Source organism: Pseudomonas sp. MYb327, from assembly GCF_040438925.1.
In the GTDB taxonomy this organism is placed as follows: Bacteria; Pseudomonadota; Gammaproteobacteria; order Pseudomonadales; family Pseudomonadaceae; genus Aquipseudomonas.
The window spans coordinates 2,360,975-2,379,039 of record NZ_CP159258.1 but is presented as its reverse complement, the minus strand read 5'-3'; the positions used below and the strand labels follow the sequence as shown (position 1 = coordinate 2,379,039).

The window sequence follows — 18,065 nt, the reverse complement described above, 5'->3', positions numbered from 1 at the left end:
CGCATGAGGGCGCATTCAGGGCGATAGTATTTTTGCGTCCTTCACGGCTTTTGGCAGAATGAAATCGGTCTAAAAACAACCACCCGAACGCTGAGTGCTTTGCTACTCTGAAGTTGTAGGTGAAAACGCAGACTGATGCGCAAGCGGATAGCGAGGACGCGTGGGGCGCGCTCCGAAGGGTACACGGTTAGAAAGATCTCCGCGCTGAGATCCAGCCCTTATGCCGTGTGAAGCAGACAGTGCTTATTCAGTTCCACAAAAAAACTGTTCTGTGGGAGTCCTGATAAACCTTGTAAGCCAGAGACCAGCACTGGCCACCTACTTGATTCCAAAGCCCGCCTTGTGCGGGCTTTTTCATGTCTCACCCGCACCATTCGCGGCGCCAAGGGTTTTCGAGCTTATTCGGGGACGGCCTGACGACGGGTCTGTAAACTACCCGCCAGCCCCGTTATCACCTCAAGCAAGAGATCCCCATGGCCAACCAAGACATCTCCTTTCTCCCGGATCCCGATGCGGACTCCATTTCCTCTGACGTCGCCGGTTTCGGTGGACTGCTGGTCAGCACGCAGATCCCGACCCGCGCAGACGGTAGCCTGGAACTGGGTGGCATCGTCGAGCAGAGCGAATGCACCCTGCAGGCGCTCAAAGTTGCACTGGAGCGCGCCGGCAGTTCGATGGATCGTGTCCTCCATCTGACTATTTACCTCACCGATATGGCTGACCGCGCCGCGTTCAACGAGGTCTACAAGCGCTTCTTCGCCAAGCCCTGGCCAGTGCGTGCAGCGGTTGGCGTCGCCTCTCTGGCGGTCGAAGGCATGCGCGTTGAAGTGACCGCGATGGCGGCCAAAGGCTGATAGAGCGACTTCAATCCCTGTGGGGGCGAGCAGGCTCCCACATGTGCTCTGTATCGTCGGCAGAATCGCCATCGGGCAGCCTGCGGGTGCCGGTCAAGCGTTTCGCCGCTACAATGCGCACCTTGACCGTGACAAGCCAGACTAAAAAAACATGTCCCTACCCAAGCATCACCTTGAATTGCTCAGCCCCGCCCGCGACGTAGCCATCGCCCGCGAGGCCATCCTGCATGGCGCCGACGCCGTGTACATCGGTGGCCCGAGCTTCGGCGCGCGCCACAACGCCAGCAACGAGGTGAGCGACATCGCCCAATTGGTCGAATTCGCCCGTCGCTACCATGCCCGCGTGTTCACCACCATCAACACCATCCTGCACGACAACGAGCTGGAGCCGGCCCGCAAGCTGATCCATCAACTGTACGATGCCGGCGTCGATGCGCTGATCGTCCAGGACCTCGGCGTGATGGAGCTGGATATTCCGCCGATCGAGCTGCACGCCAGCACCCAGACCGACATCCGCACCCTGGCGCGGGCGAAGTTCCTCGACCAGGCCGGATTCTCGCAACTGGTATTGGCCCGTGAGCTGAACCTGCAAGAGATCCGCGCCATTGCCGGCGAGACCGATGCGGCAATCGAGTTCTTCATCCACGGCGCGCTGTGCGTGGCGTTTTCCGGTCAGTGCAACATTTCCCACGCGCAAACCGGTCGCAGTGCCAACCGTGGCGACTGCTCCCAGGCCTGCCGTTTGCCGTACACCCTCAAGGACGAGAAGGGCGGCGTGATCGCTTACGAAAAGCACCTGCTGTCGATGAAGGACAACAACCAGAGCGCCAACATCCGCGCGCTGGTCGAGGCGGGCGTGCGTTCGTTCAAGATCGAAGGGCGCTACAAGGACATGGGCTATGTGAAGAACATCACCGCCTATTACCGCCAGCGCCTGGATGAGGTCCTCGAAGACCGTCCGGACCTGGCCCGCGCTTCCAGCGGCCGTACCGCGCACTTCTTCTTGCCCGACCCGGAAAAAACCTTCCACCGCGGCAGCACCGATTACTTCGTCACTGACCGCAAGATTGATATCGGCGCCTTCGACTCGCCGACCTTCACCGGTTTGCCGGTGGGCGTGGTCGAGAAAGTCGCCAAGCGTGACATGCAGGTCGTGACCCACGAACCGCTGTCCAACGGCGACGGCCTCAACGTGCTGGTCAAGCGTGAAGTGGTGGGTTTTCGCGCCAACATCGCCGAACCCAAAGGCGAGTTCGAGGAGGACGGCGAGAAACGCTATCGCTATCGCGTCGAGCCCAATGAGATGCCGGAAGGCATGTACAAGCTGCGTCCCAACCATCCGTTGAATCGCAATCTCGATCACAACTGGCAACAGGCGTTGCAAAAGACTTCAGCCGAGCGCCGCATTGCCCTGAGCTGGGTCGCTCGCCTGCGTGAAGAACAGTTGGAACTGACCGCTACCAGCGAAGAAGGCATCAGCGCCAGCGTCACGCTGGCCGGCCCGTTCGGTGCAGCCAACAAGCCGGAACAGGCGCTGGAGCAATTGCATGATCTGCTTGGCCAACTGGGCACCACGCAGTACCACGCTGTCGACGTCAAGCTGGATGCGCCGCAGGCGTACTTCATTCCGAACTCGCAGCTCAAAGCTTTGCGCCGTGAAGTGATTGAAGCCTTGACCGAGGCACGGGTCGCCGCTCATCCGCGCGGTAGCCGTAAAGCCGAAACCACGCCGCCGCCGGTGTACCCGGAGTCGCACCTGTCGTTCCTGGCCAACGTCTACAACCAGAAGGCTCGCGATTTCTACCATCGCCATGGCGTCAAACTGATCGATGCGGCCTACGAGGCTCACGAGGAAGCAGGCGAAGTGCCGGTGATGATCACCAAGCATTGCCTGCGTTTCTCTTTCAACCTGTGCCCGAAACAGGCCAAGGGCGTGACCGGTGTTCGCACCAAGGTTGCGCCGATGCAGTTGATTCACGGCGATGAAGTGTTGACGCTGAAGTTCGATTGCAAGCCCTGCGAGATGCACATCATCGGCAAGATGAAAGGGCATATTCTCCACTCGCCGCAACCGGGCAGCATGCAGGAAGTCGTCGGCCACATCAGCCCCGAGGACCTGCTCAAAACCATTCATCGAGCGCCTCACTGAGTAACGGGCGAGCGCGACGTCACGGTGTCGCGTTCGCCGCTTCAGTCACTTCGGCGGATCGAGTCGAGAATAATCGCCTGGTAGATTGTGCTGAATCTTGATTGGTGATAAGTGGCTGTTTTAAAACAAATAAATTTTTACATGGGGCTTCCCATGCCCGGTAAAAGTTGATAAATTTCCGCCCACTCTTGCAGAGGCCCCAAACAGGGCTTGAAGCAGATACAGGGGCGTCGCCAAGCGGTAAGGCAGCAGGTTTTGATCCTGCCATGCGTTGGTTCGAATCCAGCCGCCCCTGCCATATTCCAATGCTCATCCTGATTCAGCTGGTTACAGCGGCGCCAAGATGATCGCAATACCAAGAACGCCAACCGGAATCCGGTTGGCGTTTTTTGTGCCTGTAACATTTTTCCCTGGCCTTTCAAATTTCGCATTCGCGCAGGCGTTCAGTTCAGGTTCCTTCTACCTCGCCGGCCAGTGTTCGTGCTGCGATGTAGCCAAAAGTCATGCCCGGGCCAAGGGTGATACCGCCGCTCGGGTAATAGCCGTTCATGATGCTGCTCATGTCATTGCCCACCGCAAACAGCCCCGGAATCGGCGCGCCGTGTTTGTCCAGCGCCCGTGCGCAGGCATCGGTGGCGAGGCCGGCGAAGGTGCCCAGGCTGCCCGGCACCAGTTTCACGGCGTAGAACGGCCCTTGGCGCAAGCTGCCCAGCGATGGGTTGGGACCATGCAGGCTTTCGCCCTGGGCCTGGTTGTACAGCGATGCCCCGCGCTGAAACAACGGATCTCGACCTAGATCGGCGTGCTGGTTGAATGCGCTGACCGTGGCTTCCAGTTGCTGCGCATCGATGCCGCATTGGTGCGCCAACCCGCTCAAGGTCCGGTCTTTGAACAGATAACCCTGGCGAACATAAGGTGCGGTCGGGAACGGAAAGGGTTTGGACCAGCCCAGGCCGTAACGGCTTTGGGCGCGGTGATCGCAGATCAGCCACGACGTCGGAGCCTCTCCCGGTCCGGTGGCATCGAACAGCGCGCGCATGTAATCGTGGTAGGAGTCGGCCTCGTTGACGAAGCGACGGCCGTCCTTGCGCACGGCAATGAAGCCGGGTTTGGCCCGTTCCATCAGATGCGGAAATCCGCTGAAGCCACCGTCCGCGCGCGGCACCCGGGACACGGGCGCCCACGCCGCCGCGTGGGGAAGATCGGAGGTCACCCGCGCACCGGCGCTTTCGCCCAGGCGCAGGCCATCGCCGGTATTGCCCTTGGGCGCGGTACTCAAATGTTCGGTTCCCGTGGGGGCATGGCTGAACAGCTCGGCGATGCGTTGTCGGTCATGAGGAAAGCCTCCGCAGGCCAGCACCACACCGCGCCTGGCGCGTATCTCGAGCAGCCCGCCGGCACTCTCGACACGCGCGCCGACCACACGGTCCCGCTCATGGAGCAGGGCTCGTACGGGGGTGTCAGTCAGCACGCGGACCTGACGATCCAGCGCGCTTTTGAGCAGGCGGGCAACCAGCGCGTTGCCGTTCACCAAATGCATCCCACGGCCATGGCGCAACAGGTCGCAGGCATGGCGAAACAGGCGTTTGCCGGCATAGAGCAACGAGGTGGGAGAGCCGCGGGCATTGAGGAAATGATTAAGATCGGCACCGCCCGCAATGCCCATGCCACCCAGGCTGATGAGGTCGAGCGGCGGAAGCAACTTGTTGATCCAGGGACCGAGCCGACGCCCGTCGAACGGTTGTGCGCAGACCGATCGGCCACCTTTGGCAAAGCCTTCGCTGGCATGAAAATCAGGCATCTTGCTGCCGGAAAAAAACTGTACGTCAGTGAGACGCTGGAAAAATTCGACCATCTGCGGACCTTGTTCAAGGAACACTTCCACACGAGGGTCCAGCTCTACACAACGAAGTTCGTGGCGAAGATAAGCTCGCGGTTGTTCAGGGTCTTCAACGATGCCGTCGGCGATGGCCAGTGGGTTGCGTGGGATCCACAGCCAGCCGCCTGACCAGGCGCTGGTACCGCCAAGCTGTGGCTCTTTTTCCACCACGATGACGTCGAGGCCCAGTTCAGCGGCGGTGACGGCCGTGGCCAGACCGGACGCACCGGAACCGACGACCAGAACATCACAAAGCAAGGGTTCGCTGACGTTCATAGGACTTACCGTGAGAAAGAAAAGGGGGTTGTCCGCTCCCAGGCGGGAACGGAACAACGGGGTGGGGTTACTGCAGCGGCGAAAAATCGGTCGGGCGCAGCAATCGCGATTCCAGGGTCACCACGGCGTCGAGCTCCTTGTTTTGGCGCGCGAAGTCCTGCCAGCGCGGGTCAGCTGCCATGGCGTTGCGACGAGCCATGCGATCGTCGAGGCTGGCGTAGGCCCAGATGTGCAGCACTTGATTGGCTTCACCAATCTCGGTGGTGAAGAAGCCAACCAGGTTGCCCAAGTGTTCTTGCTGGACCGCCAGTGCGGCGGTTTTGTACAGGGCCAGCCAGTCGCCAAGCCGTGTCGGTTTAATCGTGTAGGTGCGCAGTTCGTAAAACATGCTGTTCTCCAGTGTGGGAATTGTGTGCAGCGTCGGGGTTGAGCCGGTCGGCGATATCGCTGGCGGCCAGGTAACCGAAGGTAATACCGGGGCCGAGGGTGATGCCGGGTCCGGGGTAGGTGCCGTCCATGATCGAATTCATTTCATTGCCGGCGGCGTAGAGCCCGGTGATCGGCGCGCCGTTCTGATCCAGAACGTTGGCCTGGCCGTTGGTGACCAGTCCACGGGCCGAGCCGAGGTCGCCGGTGAACAGGCGAATGGCATAGAAGGGCGCTTTGCGCAGCGGCTTCAGGCACGGATTGGGTTGATGCAGCGGATCACCCATGTAGCGGTTGTAAGCGCTGCTGCCCTTGCCGAACTGCGGGTCGACGCCATGCTCGGCATCGGCATTGAATCGCGCCAGGGTCTGTTCCAGTGCGACCGCATCGATGCCGGTTTTTTGCGCCAACTCCGCGGCGCTGTCGGCGCGCAGCAGGTAACCGGCGTCGACCAATGCGCTGTTGTCGACCGGCCGGGGACGTGCCAGTCCCATGCCGTAATTGTTCAAGGCTTCGCTGTCACAGATCAGCCAGCAGGGTGCGTTGGCGCCACCGTTGGCGAACATGCCCTGGACAAAACAGTGGTAAGAGTCGGACTCATTGACGAATCGCTTCCCGGCGCGATTAACCGCAATCACGCCCGGTTTGGCCCGGTCGGTGACCAAGTGCGGAAAGCGTTCGACGCTGCCGTCGGCCTTGTGCAGTACCGAGACCGGGGCCCAATAGAAATTCGCCGAAAGGTTGTCGCCAATCGCCGCGTTGACCGATGCAGCCAGCCGCTGCCCGTCACCCACATTGGCCGGCGGTGACATGCTCCAGTGCTCCGAAGCCGTATCGGGCCGCTGTTGCGCAGCCTGTTTGCCGGCCGCAAAACCACCCATGGCCAAGACCACGCCACCACGAGCGAATACCTGACGGGTCACGCCGCGATGGGTGATCTGCAGGCCCTTGACCTTGCGCTGTTCAACCAGCAACGACTCAGGAGTGGCTTGCAACCAGAGGTCGACGCCGTTGGCCAGGGCCGTGGTGGCCAGCCGCGCGATCAAGGCGTTGCCCACGGTCAGGCGAGTGCCGCGAGGATGACTGAGGCGGTCGACGGCATAACGCCCCATCAGTTTCAGGCAGTGCCAGAGCGATTTTGGCGATCGCTTGAAGCTGAGAAAATGCTGGATGTCGACGCGATTGACCATCATGCCGCCGAACAACAGCATGCCGTCCGGTGGTCGCTTGAGGTCTTTGAAATGTTCGCCGAGGCGGCGTCCGTCGTACTCGTCGATTTCCAGTGCGCGGCCGGTCTGCGTGCCACCGGGCAAGTCCGGGTAATAGTCAGGGGACAGCGGGCGCAGGCTGTATTTGAGTTCGCTGTGGGTTTCCAGATAGCGCAGGGCTTCACGGCCCTTTTCGATGAAAGCGTCAATCAGCTCCGGGTTGTAGCCGTCACCGATCACCTCCTTGAGGTATCGGCGCATCTGTTCGGCGGGCAGGTGATGCCCGGCGGCCCGGGCCTGGTCGGTGTCGTGCAGCCAGACCGCGCCGCCGGAAATCGCCGACGTACCGCCGAAGTCCTCGGTCTTTTCCACCAACAAAACCTTGAGGCCGCGGGAACTGGCTGTCACTGCCGCCGCGAAACCGGCGGCGCCGCTGCCCAGCACAATCACGTCATAGGTCAGGCTGGCACTGGATGAAGTCGAAGTGTTCATTGTCTATCGCCTATCGAGGACGCGGCTGGAAGTCAGATTTCCAGCGGCGTCACGCCCATGAAGTGGCCGAGATTGCCCAGTTGCGCCAGTGCCATTTCCGGTCCGGTCTGGATCGCGCACCCCTGGCGTTGGGCGAAGGCAAGAAACGGCGTTACTGCAGGCGAGGTCACGACATCCGCCACCAGCGTCGCCGTTTGCAGGGTTTGCATCAGGGCGAGCGATAACGGCATCGGTCCGTCGTCGGCAGCGCCCATGCCGACGGGGGAGGCGTTGACGATCAGGTTGAAGTGCTCGAGCGACGCCGGGTTGGCGCTGATCACAATGTCCGGAAAGGCTTCGCGCAACAGCTCGCCGAGCACCTCGACGCGCTCCTGGCTGAGGTCGCTGATGGCCAGGTGACTGACCCCGGCCTGGCACAGCGAATAGGCAATCGCACTGCCGACGCCGCCCGTGCCAATGACCAGCGCTTGTTTGTTTTGCGGGTTGAAAGCGTGTTTGCGCGCGGCATTGAGGAAACCCTCGCCGTCGACAATATCGCCCACCAGCCGACCATCCGCCTCGCGGCGGATCACATTGACCGAGCCCAGCGCCGCTGAACGTTCACTGACGCTGTCCAGGCGACCGGCCAATAGTTGTTTGTAGGGTACGGTGACCACGCAACCACGCAGGTTGTGCCAGCCGCGCAGGGTTTCAATGAAATTTTGCAGGGCGTTCGGCGCAAGGTCGATGGCCAGCATGGCAACGTTGTGCTGGCTGTCGGCGAACCAGCGGTTGAAGTTTTCCGGCGATTTCACCTGGGCAACAGGTGAGCCGACGATGGCGACCAGTTCAGTCGAACCCTGAATCATGTGATGTACCCGCTTGTTGGCTGTGTTGTAGGGCCGATACTGCAAGCGAGGATGAGGACGAACAATCAAGCGCAGGGGTGAATACGTTGATAATCGCAATGGCAGTGCGATAATCGCAGCCTTTGTGCAATTAAGAGTTCATAACGATGAAGCAGCCCACCATTCATCCACGGGATTTGATCGTCGGATTGCAAAAAGGCCTGGCGCTGTTGCAGCTGTTTTCCCAGGAACATCCACGCTTGAGCGTGCCCGAAGTGGCGCGCATGGCCGACATGACCCAAAGCGCCGCTCGGCGTTTTTTGCTGACGCTGGTGCATGACGATTTTGCGCAGACCGATGGCCGCTATTACTGGCTGACCGCCAAGACCTTGCGGATTGGCCAGGCGTATGTCGATTCGGCGGTGTTACCACGCATGCTGCGGCCCATCGTCGAACAGGTGGCGCGTACCACGCAGGAGCATGTGTCGGTGGGTGTGCGCGATGGCGATGACATCGTGCACGTGGTGCGCAGCCGTTACAGCCACATCACTTCGATGTCGATTCGACCGGGTTCGCGGGTGCCCATGTATTGCACGGGTAGCGGTCGATTGTGGCTGGCCAGTCTTGGCGAAGAGGCGCTCAGCGCCTATTTTGCGCGTAATCCGCCACGGGCGATCACGCCTTACACCCTCACCGATGAAGCGCAGGTTCGCCACGAAATCGCCTTGGCGGCCGAGCGCGGTTACGTGCTGGTGGACCAGGAGTACGAAGTCGGCATGCGGGTGCTGAGTGTGCCGCTGATCGACAGGGAAGGGCAGTTGCAGGCGGCGTTGACGCTGACCACTCACGCCTCGCGCATGACCGTCGAGGACATGCGCGAGCGCTATTTGTCGGCGCTCTATGAGGGGCAGGCGTTGCTGAGGCCGATCATGACGCTCTGAGCGCAACGCCTCGCCTGTTCGAACGGTATCGCTTAGAAATCCAAAGTCGCAGACCGCAAACCCGTCAAGAGCGAGAGGTCTTCGATAAACCACTCTGGTGCCGGTCGTGCGTTCAAGGCAATGCGTGTGGGTGATTTTCGACAGATTCGGGCGGAAGAATCGGCCTCCGACATAAGCGCGTGTATCTGAACGTATCCGCCCGGCACCTTCGAGTATCAACTCGAAGGGCAGCCGCCAATAACGTTAAAGGCGGGGGATTCGATGTACATACCGGCTGGCACTGCGCATGTAGCGAAGAATATCGGCACCTGCAAAGGTTCGGAGCTGGCGACCTACATCGTCAAGAAAGACACGCCGTTGGTGGTGCTGCAAAAGTAAGCGCCTTTTGTTGTACGCGAGCCTGCCTGAACTGTACGGTTCAAGCGGGCTTGTTGCGTCGACAAGCCATCGCAATGCAGCAGGCAACGACAATCAGGACCAGCGCGACCATAAAGGTCATGCGCATGCCGCTACCCACTGCCTGTGGGTGTGCGGCGCTGATCTCCTCCGTTGCCGATGAGAGGGCGAACACCGCGCCCAATGCCGATGCGCCGGTGATCAGTCCCAGATTGCGCGACACATTGAGCAGGCCAGAAACCACACCTCGTTGATCCGGCTGCACATCGGCCATGACGGCGGCGTTGTTGGCGGTCTGGAACACCGCATAGCCCAGGGTGATGGCCACCATGGGCGCAATGTAACCGCCCACACCCAGCGTCTGCGGCAGCACCGACAGCGCAAAGCAGCCGAGGGCGAGGGCGAAGAGCCCGGCGAGCGTCATGCAACGGGCGCCGAAACGGTCGGCAATTCGTCCGGCGGGCACCCCGGTGAACGCGGCGACCAGCGGACCGACCGACATCACCAATCCAAGCGAAACGGCTTCCAATCCAAGCGCCTGCGACAGATAGAACGGCCCGACCACCAGCGTCGCCATCATCACCGTCGTCACCAGCAGACTCATGGCCAGGCTGCCACTGAGCTGCAGGTCGCGGAACATGGCCATTCGAATCAGCGGTGCGACGACCCGCGCCTCCACCCTTGCAAACAGGCCTGCACCCAGGAAAGCCACCAATAGCAGCCCGATATTCAGCGCACCGAAATGACCGCGCCCCAGGGTCATGGCCAGCGCGTACGCGGCAAGTGTCAGGGTCAACACCAGGGTGCCGATTGGGTCGAAACCGACGCGGGCGGTTTTCGGCTTCAGGTGGTCGGCAGGCAAGTGGCGGTGAGCAAGGAACAACGTCAGCAAACCCAGAGGGATGCTGATCAAAAACATCGCCCGCCAACCCAATCCAGCGATCAACAAGCCCCCGAGCGAAGGCCCCAGCGCGGTGCCGATAGCCGACATCGTGCCAAGCAAGCCCATGGCGCTGCCGGTTTGTTCTTTTGGCACTGTTTCGCCCACCAATGCCATGGTCAGCGCCATCATGATCGCTGCGCCGAGGCCTTGCAGCGCGCGGGCGCCAATCAGCAGTCCGAGGCTGGGCGCCAGGCCACACAGGGCTGAAGCCAGGGTGAACAGACCAATACCGATCATCAAGAGCCGGCGACGACCGGTCAGGTCGCCGAGACGGCCGACGCTGACGATCAGTGTGGTGATGGCAAGTAGATAGGCGAGGACGATCCATTGCACCTGCGCAAAGGAGGCGTTGAACGCTTGGGCCAGCGTCGGCAAGCCTACATTGGCGATGCTGGTGCCGAGTGAGGAGAGCAACATCGACAGCGACAAACTGGCCAGCGCCCAGCGCCCCGCCCGCGTCTGCTGCGCTCCTTGTACGATTGCCGTTGTGGAAATCATGCAAACCCTCTTTTTCTGATCGCTCGGGATTGGAGCTATCAGAAATCTACGCCCGCGCCTAACATGGCGGAAGACGCACCACTTGCACCTAATACGTGCGTCAAACGCCATGTCACATCGACGCGGGGCACTGCATGTCCATTCCTGATTTCAACTTGTTGATCACCCTTGATGTCCTGTTGGCCGAAGGCAGCGTGGCCGGCGCGGCGAAACGCTTGCGCCTGAGCCCTTCGGCAATGAGCCGGGCGCTGGCGCGTTTGCGCGAGACCACCGGCGATCCGTTGCTGGTCCGGGCCGGGCGCGGTCTGGTACCGACGCCGCGAGCACTCGAATTGCGCGAACGGGTCAGCCAACTGACACAAGATGTTGAAGCCGTGCTGCGCCCGGCCGAGCAGCCCGACCTCAAGCAAGTGGTGCGCACCTTCACGCTGCGCACCCGTGAAGGATTCGTCGAAAACTTTGGCTCGGCCTTGATCGCCCGCGTGGCTTCAGAGGCACCGGGCGTGCGCCTGCGCTTCATCCATAAGCCGGACAAGGACAGCGCAGGACTGCGTGACGGGACGGTCGATCTGGAAACCGGCGTAGTGGGCAAGGCCGCGAGCCCGGAGTTGCACACTCAGGGTCTGTTCCGCGACCGCTTGATCGGCGTGGTGAGTGCGGGACATTCGTTGAGCCTTGGCGAGGTCACGCCTGCGCGTTACGCGGCGGGGCGCCATATCAGCGTGTCGCGGCGAGGTTTAGACAAAGGGGCGATTGATGAAGCGCTGGAGCGGCTTGAACTTGAGCGGCAGATAGTCACCGTCGTGTCCGGATTCTCGACCGCATTGGCGCTGGCGCGGTCCAGCGATCTGATTGCCACCGTGCCCGAGCGGCATACGGCCAACCTGCGGTCCGGCATGCACAGCTTTATGCTGCCACTGTCATTGCCGGAATTTACCGTGGCGATGATCTGGCATCCTCGACTGAATGCCGATCCCGTGCATCGATGGTTACGGGTGTGCCTGAGGGATGTTTGTACCTCTTATTAACATCTGACCCGTTATTTCCATTCTGTCGTTCGACATTCAGGCAATGGTTATATCGTTGATGTCACGCCTCAGAAATACTGATTCCGATGGGCGCTGTTGGCGAGTTCGGTCGCCAGCAAATGCTCGGCGAGTACGTCATTCAGAAAGCGAAACTGATCGTTGAGCCCGACCACTTCGTTGTTGAAGTGGTTGCCGGCCGACGGAATCAGCATGTCCTCGAATTTTTCGTCGAATACCAGGGTCAACACTTTACGAGACTCGAAAGTCTGCGAGTAGTAGTTGGTGCCGAACACCGGGAAGCTGACGGAAAGGGTGACGTGCTGGATCATGACGTGCGCTCCTCGGACAGGACGAACCAGGCAAATGCGCTCAACGTGAAGGCCGTCAGGGCCAGGCAAGTCAGGAGATGGATTAGCATGATTCGACCCTCCGCTACAGGGTTTCGTGTTGGGTTGGAAGTGATCCTACGCTGACGACTGTTGGGCGGAAGGCATTCGTGACGATGGTGAATATCGATGGCAGTGATGGTCGAATTCAGTGGCGTTTTTGTTGGCCCGATCTGCTGCCACCTATACTCAAATCAGGGCATTTTCAAACCCGGACAATCCGCCCGGAACCGACTTCAGGAAATCGCGACCTTGAACCTGCGTTCGCTGATCGTCGCCGTGCTGGTGGTGTTGGCGGGATGCGCCACGGCCCCGCGTGCCCCTGTGGAAGTGCCGCAGGTCATGATATCCCCGAGCACCTGGCAGCAAGTAGACCGGGAGATTATTGACGCATCGCAATCAGCTACCGAGCAGACCAAAATCTACGCGCGCGGGGCCATGGATTACTGGCGCACGCGGGTCTATCAACTGACCGAAGAAAACTTCATTCCCTGGTTCAGCAGCTACTGGACTCAGGAATGGCTGTCGATGAAGGTCAGTTGGTACAACATCAGTAGTAACAAAGACGAGCAAGATGCCTCGGCAAAGCGCCTCGCCGAATATTTGCTGGAGAAGTATCAGGAAAAAGTGCTCGCCCCGGCGGCGCTGGAGGTTGATCCGGATGCGATCCTGAGCCTGGCGGCGGCGTTCTACGTGGACATTCTCAAGGAAGAACTGCAAAAGATCTCCCAGCGTCATGGTGTGCCAATGGCTCAGCTCAATGGCCGCATCCAGAAAGTCCCGGCGATTGCACTTGGGCCGCCAGCCGCCAGGGATGCGTCGCTCTATCAAGTCGTACACACCGAGCAACTGACCGCGCTGCCTGCGTACGCGGCGCTGGTAGACAAGGTCCACAAGGCAGGTGGCGACAAGGGCGTCGGTTCGACTGACACCGCCATGGCGCCAGTGGCCAAGCGTGCCAGTCAACGGATGGAAGCCGAGATGGCCCCGCGCGGGGCAGCCAGTGCGGTAGCGGCGGTCGCCGGAAAGCTGGCCGGTGCGTTGATCTCCGTAGGGGTGGCGGGCGTTCGGGCGATCATCCAGGCCAACGACCGGCCGGACAGCGAAGCGCTGATCCGCAGTAGCCTGGGCAACACGTTCGACAAAGCCTGGACGAAACTGGTGCAGAACCCGACCACCGGGGTGATGGCGGGCACCTTGTACATGGCGGCGCAGATCGAAGGGAACCTGGCGCAGAGCGCCGAACCGTCGGTCGGTCCGGATGGCGGCTCTGTCGATTGGAGTCCGACTCAGTCGACTAACCAGCGGATCACCCCATGAACCGAGGAGAACTCTCATGTCTTATGTTGATGGCTTTGTCATTGCCGTACCCACGGCCAACCGGGAGAAATTCAAGAAGCACGCCGAGATGGCCGCCGGCATTTTCATCGAGAACGGCGCGCTCAGCCTCGCCGAATGCTGGGGCGACGACGTTCCCGACGGCAAGGTGACCTCGTTTCCCATGGCAGTGAAACTCAAGGAGGACGAAACCGTGGTGTTTTCCTGGATCATCTGGCCGGACAAGCCCACCCGTGATGCCGGAATGGCGAAACTGATGACCGATCCGAGGGTACAACCGGACGTCAATCCAGCGCCGTTCGACGGCCAGCGGATGATTTTCGGCGGTTTTGAAATGATCGTTAAGGCTTGAGCTGATATCGCGGATCACTCCGCCGCCGGGGTGATCCTGCAACTTTTGCGATTGCGGATTTCGAGATCGGTCGGGCGCTCGCGGATGAACTCGAATCGCGGTTCGCCTTCGCTGTAATGCACCAGCCAGCCCCATTCCAGCTGCATTTCGTCCTGACCGGGCTCAGGCGGCGCGGCCCACCAAGCTCCCTCGCCACAGGTTTATCCCTGTGCAGTTTTCCTTTGTACACTCATGCGGTAACCCGCTGAGGTGTCCTGCATGAATGAACAATCCCATGAACCGTTCAAACGGCTGTTTTTCGCGCTGGACTGCGCACCGCCACTACAAAAGGCCATCGCCCAATGGCGCAGCGATTTGCAACTGCGCATCGGTCGCCCGGTGCCGGTTGAGAATTTTCATCTGACCCTGAAGTTTCTGGGCGCGGTCGGAATCGCGCAGATGGCGGACATCTGCACGGCCGTCGCGTCTGTGCGTACACCGGACGAACGTTTGACCGTGGAGCTTGATCGCCTGGATGTCTGGCGCAGGGCCGGGGTGTTGGTGCTGGTGCCCGGGCAGACATCGCCGGCGTTGTTGCGGTTGGTGTATGACCTGGAGCAAGCGTTGTCGCCGTTTGGCCTGGAAGATGCGCCACGGGAATTTCGCCCGCATTTGACCTTGGCGCGTGACTATCGGGCACCGGTTCCCGAATCTGCTACGCCCCCCGAATTTATCCTGCGAGCCGATCGCTTCACCCTGTTCGAATCGCACAAGGGCCGTTATCGCGCGTTGGCCGAGTGGCCGTTGGGCAGCGCCTGATCCCGAACAAAAAAAGGCGCCCGAGGGCGCCAAACTTCACCATAACCGAGGAGCCAGGTGAGCGATGCAGCGGTGGTAAGGCGCTGCATGTATAGAAATGGTTGATCTGATTTGTGTGTTGAATGATAGGGCCTCATCGCCAGTAAGCCGGCTCCTACAGGAGATGTATTCGGTCAGGGACCATTGTAGGAGTCGGCTTGCTGGCGATAGCACCTTGCGCTTCAGCGATTATTTTCCGAGTTTCACCTTGGTCCAACCCCGAGTCATGATCCGCTGCACGGCAATCGGCTGGTCAGGAATGGCATACAACGTTGCCATCACCGCTTCTGGCGGGTACGAGCCCGGATCGTTGCGAATCGCTTCATCCACCAACGGCGTGGCCGCTGCGTTGGCGTTGCTGTAGCCGATGTTGTTGGTGATCTCGGCGATGATGTCGGGACGCATCAGGAAATTCATGAACAGGTAGGCGTTCTCGACGTTGGCGGCATCACGCGGAATGGCAACCATGTCGTAAAAACTGCCGGCACCTTCCTTCGGAATGCTGTAGTCGATCTTCACCTTGTCCCCGGCTTCCTCGGCGCGGGCCTTGGCTTGCAGCACGTCGCCGGAGTAACCGACGGCCACGCAGATATTCCCGTTAGCCAGGTCGGAGATGTATTTCGATGAATGGAAATACGCCACCGACGGGCGAATCTTCATGAACAGCGCTTCGGCTTCAGCGATGTGCGCCTTGTCCTGATCGTTCACCGGGTAGCCCAGGTAGTGCAGGGCGGCCGGGATCATCTCGGTCGGCGAATCGAGGAAACTGATGCCGCAGGCTTTGAGCTTTTCAGCGTTTTCCGGTTTGAACAACAGGTCCCAGGAATTGGTCGGGGCGTTGGTGCCGAGCACTTCCTTGACCTTGTCCGGGTTGAAGCCGATGCCGATCGAACCCCACATATACGGGAAGGCATGGCCGTTATCCGGGTCGCTGGCGGAGGCGTTTTTCAGCAGTACCGTATTGAGGTTTTTCCAATTCGACAGTTTGGATTTGTCCAGTTCCTGATAGACACCAGCCTTGATCTGCTTGGCCAGAAAACTGTTGGACGGCACGACGATGTCGTAGCCGGATTTGCCTGCGAGCAGGCGTGCTTCAAGGGTTTCGTTGCTGTCGAACACATCGTAGGTCACCTGGATACCGGTCTCGTCTTCGAACTTCTTGACGGTATCCGGGGCAATGTAATCCGACCAGTTATAGACGCGCAGAACCTTGTCATTGGCCTGGGCGCCCGTGGCAATTGCGCCCAATAAGGACAGTGTCAGCAGAGTCCTGCCAAACATTTTCATCGGTACAACTCCATTTCTTTTTATTCAAAAACACAGCAGAAATCAGTGAAAACAGAACCTGTGGCGAGGGAGCTTGCTCCCGCTTGAGTGCGTAGCACTCACAAGATTTTGGGACCGCTTCGCAGCCCAGCGGGAGCAAGCTCCCTCGCCACAATGAGGTGGTGCCTTAAGCGGTGGCGGTAGCCATTTGCTTCTTCGGTTGTTGCCAGGATTCGCTCGCGGTCTGCTCCATCGCTTCCTGGATCGCGCGTTTACGGCTGGCTTCTGCGCGGCGGCTGAAGTACCAGACCATGAAGGTCACGATCGAGACGGCCAACAGAATCAGGCTGGCCACGGCGTTGATCTCCGGCTTCACACCCAGGCGCACCGCCGAGAACACTTCCATCGGCAGGGTCGTGGAACCCGGGCCAGAGACGAAGCTCGCCAGCACCAGGTCATCCAGTGACAAAGCAAACGACATCATGCCGCCGGCCGCCAGTGACGGCGCGATCATCGGGATGGTGATCAGGAAAAACACCTTGAACGGCTTGGCACCGAGGTCCATGGCGGCTTCTTCGATGGACAGGTCCAGCTCGCGAAGGCGGGCGGAGACTACCACCGCCACGTAGGCGGCACAAAACGTGGTGTGGGCGATCCAGATCGTCACGATGCCGCGTTCCATCGGCCAACCGATCAACTGCGCCATGGCCACGAACAGCAGCAGCAACGACAGACCGGTAATCACCTCCGGCATCACCAACGGCGCTGTCACCAGGCCACCGAACAGCGTGCGGCCTTTGAAGCGCGTGACGCGAGTCAGTACGAATGCCGCCAGCGTTCCCAGCGCCACCGCGGCAATCGCGGTGTAGCAGGCGATCTCAAGAGAGCGCACCACCGAGCCCATCAACTGCGTGTTGTCGAGCAGGCCGGCGTACCACTTGAACGACCAGCCTCCCCACACCGTCACCAGTTTCGAGGCGTTGAACGAGTAGATCACCAGAATCAACATCGGCAGGTAGATGAACGACAGGCCGAAAACCAACATGAACTTTGAAAATCCGAAGCGCTTCATCCCCGTGCCTCCATCTCTTTGGCCTGACTGCGGTTAAACAGCAGAATCGGCACAATCAGAATCAACAGCATCACTACCGCCAGGGCAGACGCCACCGGCCAATCGCGGTTGTTGAAGAACTCTTGCCACAGCACACGTCCGATCATCAGGGTCTCTGGACCGCCCAGCAGTTCCGGAATCACGAACTCGCCGACCACCGGAATGAACACCAGCATGCAACCGGCGATGATGCCGTTCTTGGCCAGCGGCACGGTGATTTTCCAGAAGTTGTTGAAGTTGCTCGAGCCCAGGTCGGACGCGGCTTCCAGCAGGCTGCCATCGTGCTTGACCAGGTTGGCGTACAGCGGCAGCACCATGAACGGCAGATACGCATACACCACGCCGATGTACACGGCGGTGTTGGTGTTGAGGATCTCGATCGGGTGCGAAGTCAGGCCGGTCCACATCAGGAACGCGTTGAGCAAACCGTTGTTACTGAGGATGCCCATCCACGCATAGACGCGGATCAGGATCGCGGTCCAGGTCGGCATCATGATCAGCAGCAACAGAACGTTTTGCGCTTCCTTGCTGGTCTTGGTGATGGCGTAGGCCATCGGAAAACCGATCACCAGGCACATCAGTGTGCTAAGCAACGCGACCTTCAACGAGCCGAGGTACGCCGAGAGATACAGCTCGTCCGCAGTCAGCAGGGCGTAGTTGCCGACGTTGAGCATCAGCTCGAACTTCTGCTCGGCGTAGGTATAAATCTCGGAATAGGGCGGGATGGCCAGGGCTGCTTCCGAGAAGCTGATCTTCATCACCAGGAAGAACGGCAACAGGAAAAACAGGCATAACCAGAGGAACGGAATGCCGATGACCAGTTTTCGCCCACTGGGCACCAGGCGCAGGAATTGCTGA

Annotated in this window: 17 protein-coding genes, 1 tRNA gene and 1 pseudogene; 9 read left to right on the top strand and 10 right to left on the bottom strand. The window is 60.1% G+C overall.

Annotated features, from left to right (window positions below):
* Positions 1-473: 473 nt before the first annotated feature.
* The 3 genes from ABVN21_RS10625 (at position 474) to ABVN21_RS10615 (ending at position 3,301) form a co-directional block, all read left to right on the top strand.
* On the top strand, positions 474-854 hold the full coding sequence (locus tag ABVN21_RS10625) for a RidA family protein (RefSeq protein ID WP_339552040.1): 381 nt from the start codon (positions 474-476) through the stop codon (positions 852-854).
* A 151-nt stretch (positions 855-1,005) separates the two neighbouring features.
* Positions 1,006-3,003, top strand: coding sequence for a U32 family peptidase (locus tag ABVN21_RS10620; protein ID WP_339552039.1), 1,998 nt, complete (start codon positions 1,006-1,008; stop codon positions 3,001-3,003).
* Between the two features lie 223 nt (positions 3,004-3,226).
* Positions 3,227-3,301 (top strand) — tRNA-Gln (locus ABVN21_RS10615).
* A gap of 150 nt (positions 3,302-3,451) precedes the next feature.
* On the opposite strand, the gene ABVN21_RS10610 is transcribed toward ABVN21_RS10615, so the two are convergent.
* From ABVN21_RS10610 to ABVN21_RS10595, 4 genes are all read right to left on the bottom strand, one after another.
* Complete coding sequence (locus tag ABVN21_RS10610) at positions 3,452-5,158, bottom strand: FAD-dependent oxidoreductase (RefSeq protein ID WP_339552038.1); 1,707 nt, start codon at positions 5,156-5,158, stop codon at positions 3,452-3,454.
* Between the two features lie 67 nt (positions 5,159-5,225).
* Positions 5,226-5,546, bottom strand: coding sequence for an NIPSNAP family protein (locus ABVN21_RS10605; protein ID WP_339552037.1), 321 nt, complete (start codon positions 5,544-5,546; stop codon positions 5,226-5,228).
* Positions 5,515-7,284, bottom strand: coding sequence for an FAD-dependent oxidoreductase (locus ABVN21_RS10600; RefSeq protein WP_339552036.1), 1,770 nt, complete (start codon positions 7,282-7,284; stop codon positions 5,515-5,517). The genes ABVN21_RS10605 and ABVN21_RS10600 overlap by 32 nt, the downstream gene beginning before the upstream one ends.
* 32 nt (positions 7,285-7,316) lie before the next feature.
* Complete coding sequence (locus ABVN21_RS10595) at positions 7,317-8,132, bottom strand: shikimate dehydrogenase (RefSeq protein ID WP_339552035.1); 816 nt, start codon at positions 8,130-8,132, stop codon at positions 7,317-7,319.
* A gap of 146 nt (positions 8,133-8,278) precedes the next feature.
* On the opposite strand from ABVN21_RS10595, the gene ABVN21_RS10590 reads away from it, so the two are divergent.
* Positions 8,279-9,052, top strand: a complete 774-nt coding sequence (locus ABVN21_RS10590; protein ID WP_339552034.1) for an IclR family transcriptional regulator C-terminal domain-containing protein — start codon at positions 8,279-8,281, stop codon at positions 9,050-9,052.
* A gap of 201 nt (positions 9,053-9,253) precedes the next feature.
* Positions 9,254-9,430: pseudogene (locus tag ABVN21_RS10585) on the top strand (cupin domain-containing protein); the annotation flags it as partial.
* A 40-nt stretch (positions 9,431-9,470) separates the two neighbouring features.
* Here ABVN21_RS10585 and ABVN21_RS10580 read toward each other — a convergent pair.
* Complete coding sequence (locus ABVN21_RS10580) at positions 9,471-10,889, bottom strand: MFS transporter (RefSeq protein WP_339552033.1); 1,419 nt, start codon at positions 10,887-10,889, stop codon at positions 9,471-9,473.
* Between the two features lie 134 nt (positions 10,890-11,023).
* Between ABVN21_RS10580 and ABVN21_RS10575 the strand changes: the two genes are divergently transcribed.
* Positions 11,024-11,917, top strand: a complete 894-nt coding sequence (locus ABVN21_RS10575; RefSeq protein WP_339552032.1) for a LysR family transcriptional regulator — start codon at positions 11,024-11,026, stop codon at positions 11,915-11,917.
* 68 nt (positions 11,918-11,985) lie between these two features.
* Here the strand turns inward: ABVN21_RS10575 and ABVN21_RS10570 are convergent, their stop codons facing one another.
* Positions 11,986-12,246, bottom strand: coding sequence for a hypothetical protein (locus ABVN21_RS10570; RefSeq protein WP_339552031.1), 261 nt, complete (start codon positions 12,244-12,246; stop codon positions 11,986-11,988).
* Between the two features lie 309 nt (positions 12,247-12,555).
* Here ABVN21_RS10570 and ABVN21_RS10565 point away from each other — a divergent pair, with 309 nt between their 5' ends.
* Together ABVN21_RS10565 and ABVN21_RS10560 are read left to right on the top strand one after the other, a co-directional pair.
* Entirely contained in the window at positions 12,556-13,623 is a 1,068-nt protein-coding gene (locus ABVN21_RS10565; protein ID WP_339552030.1) for a hypothetical protein, read from the top strand.
* Between the two features lie 16 nt (positions 13,624-13,639).
* Complete coding sequence (locus ABVN21_RS10560; protein WP_339552029.1) at positions 13,640-13,993, top strand: DUF1428 domain-containing protein; 354 nt, start codon at positions 13,640-13,642, stop codon at positions 13,991-13,993.
* Positions 13,994-14,007: 14 nt separating this feature from the next.
* On the opposite strand, the gene ABVN21_RS10555 is transcribed toward ABVN21_RS10560, so the two are convergent.
* Positions 14,008-14,139, bottom strand: a complete 132-nt coding sequence (locus ABVN21_RS10555) for a hypothetical protein (RefSeq protein WP_339552028.1) — start codon at positions 14,137-14,139, stop codon at positions 14,008-14,010.
* Between the two features lie 112 nt (positions 14,140-14,251).
* Here ABVN21_RS10555 and thpR point away from each other — a divergent pair, with 112 nt between their 5' ends.
* Positions 14,252-14,791, top strand: a complete 540-nt coding sequence (gene thpR / locus ABVN21_RS10550) for an RNA 2',3'-cyclic phosphodiesterase (protein WP_339552027.1) — start codon at positions 14,252-14,254, stop codon at positions 14,789-14,791.
* Positions 14,792-15,019: 228 nt separating this feature from the next.
* On the opposite strand, the gene ABVN21_RS10545 is transcribed toward thpR, so the two are convergent.
* The 3 genes from ABVN21_RS10545 to ABVN21_RS10535 all read right to left on the bottom strand — a co-directional run bounded on the left by ABVN21_RS10545 (position 15,020) and on the right by ABVN21_RS10535 (position 18,046).
* The gene (locus ABVN21_RS10545) at positions 15,020-16,117 is read right to left on the bottom strand and encodes a polyamine ABC transporter substrate-binding protein (protein WP_339552026.1); all 1,098 of its coding nucleotides are present in this window, start codon (positions 16,115-16,117) and stop codon (positions 15,020-15,022) included.
* Between the two features lie 166 nt (positions 16,118-16,283).
* Positions 16,284-17,168, bottom strand: coding sequence for an ABC transporter permease subunit (locus tag ABVN21_RS10540; protein ID WP_339552025.1), 885 nt, complete (start codon positions 17,166-17,168; stop codon positions 16,284-16,286).
* Complete coding sequence (locus tag ABVN21_RS10535; RefSeq protein WP_339552380.1) at positions 17,165-18,046, bottom strand: ABC transporter permease subunit; 882 nt, start codon at positions 18,044-18,046, stop codon at positions 17,165-17,167. Before ABVN21_RS10535 ends, ABVN21_RS10540 begins: the two co-directional genes overlap by 4 nt.
* Positions 18,047-18,065 lie beyond the last annotated feature (19 nt).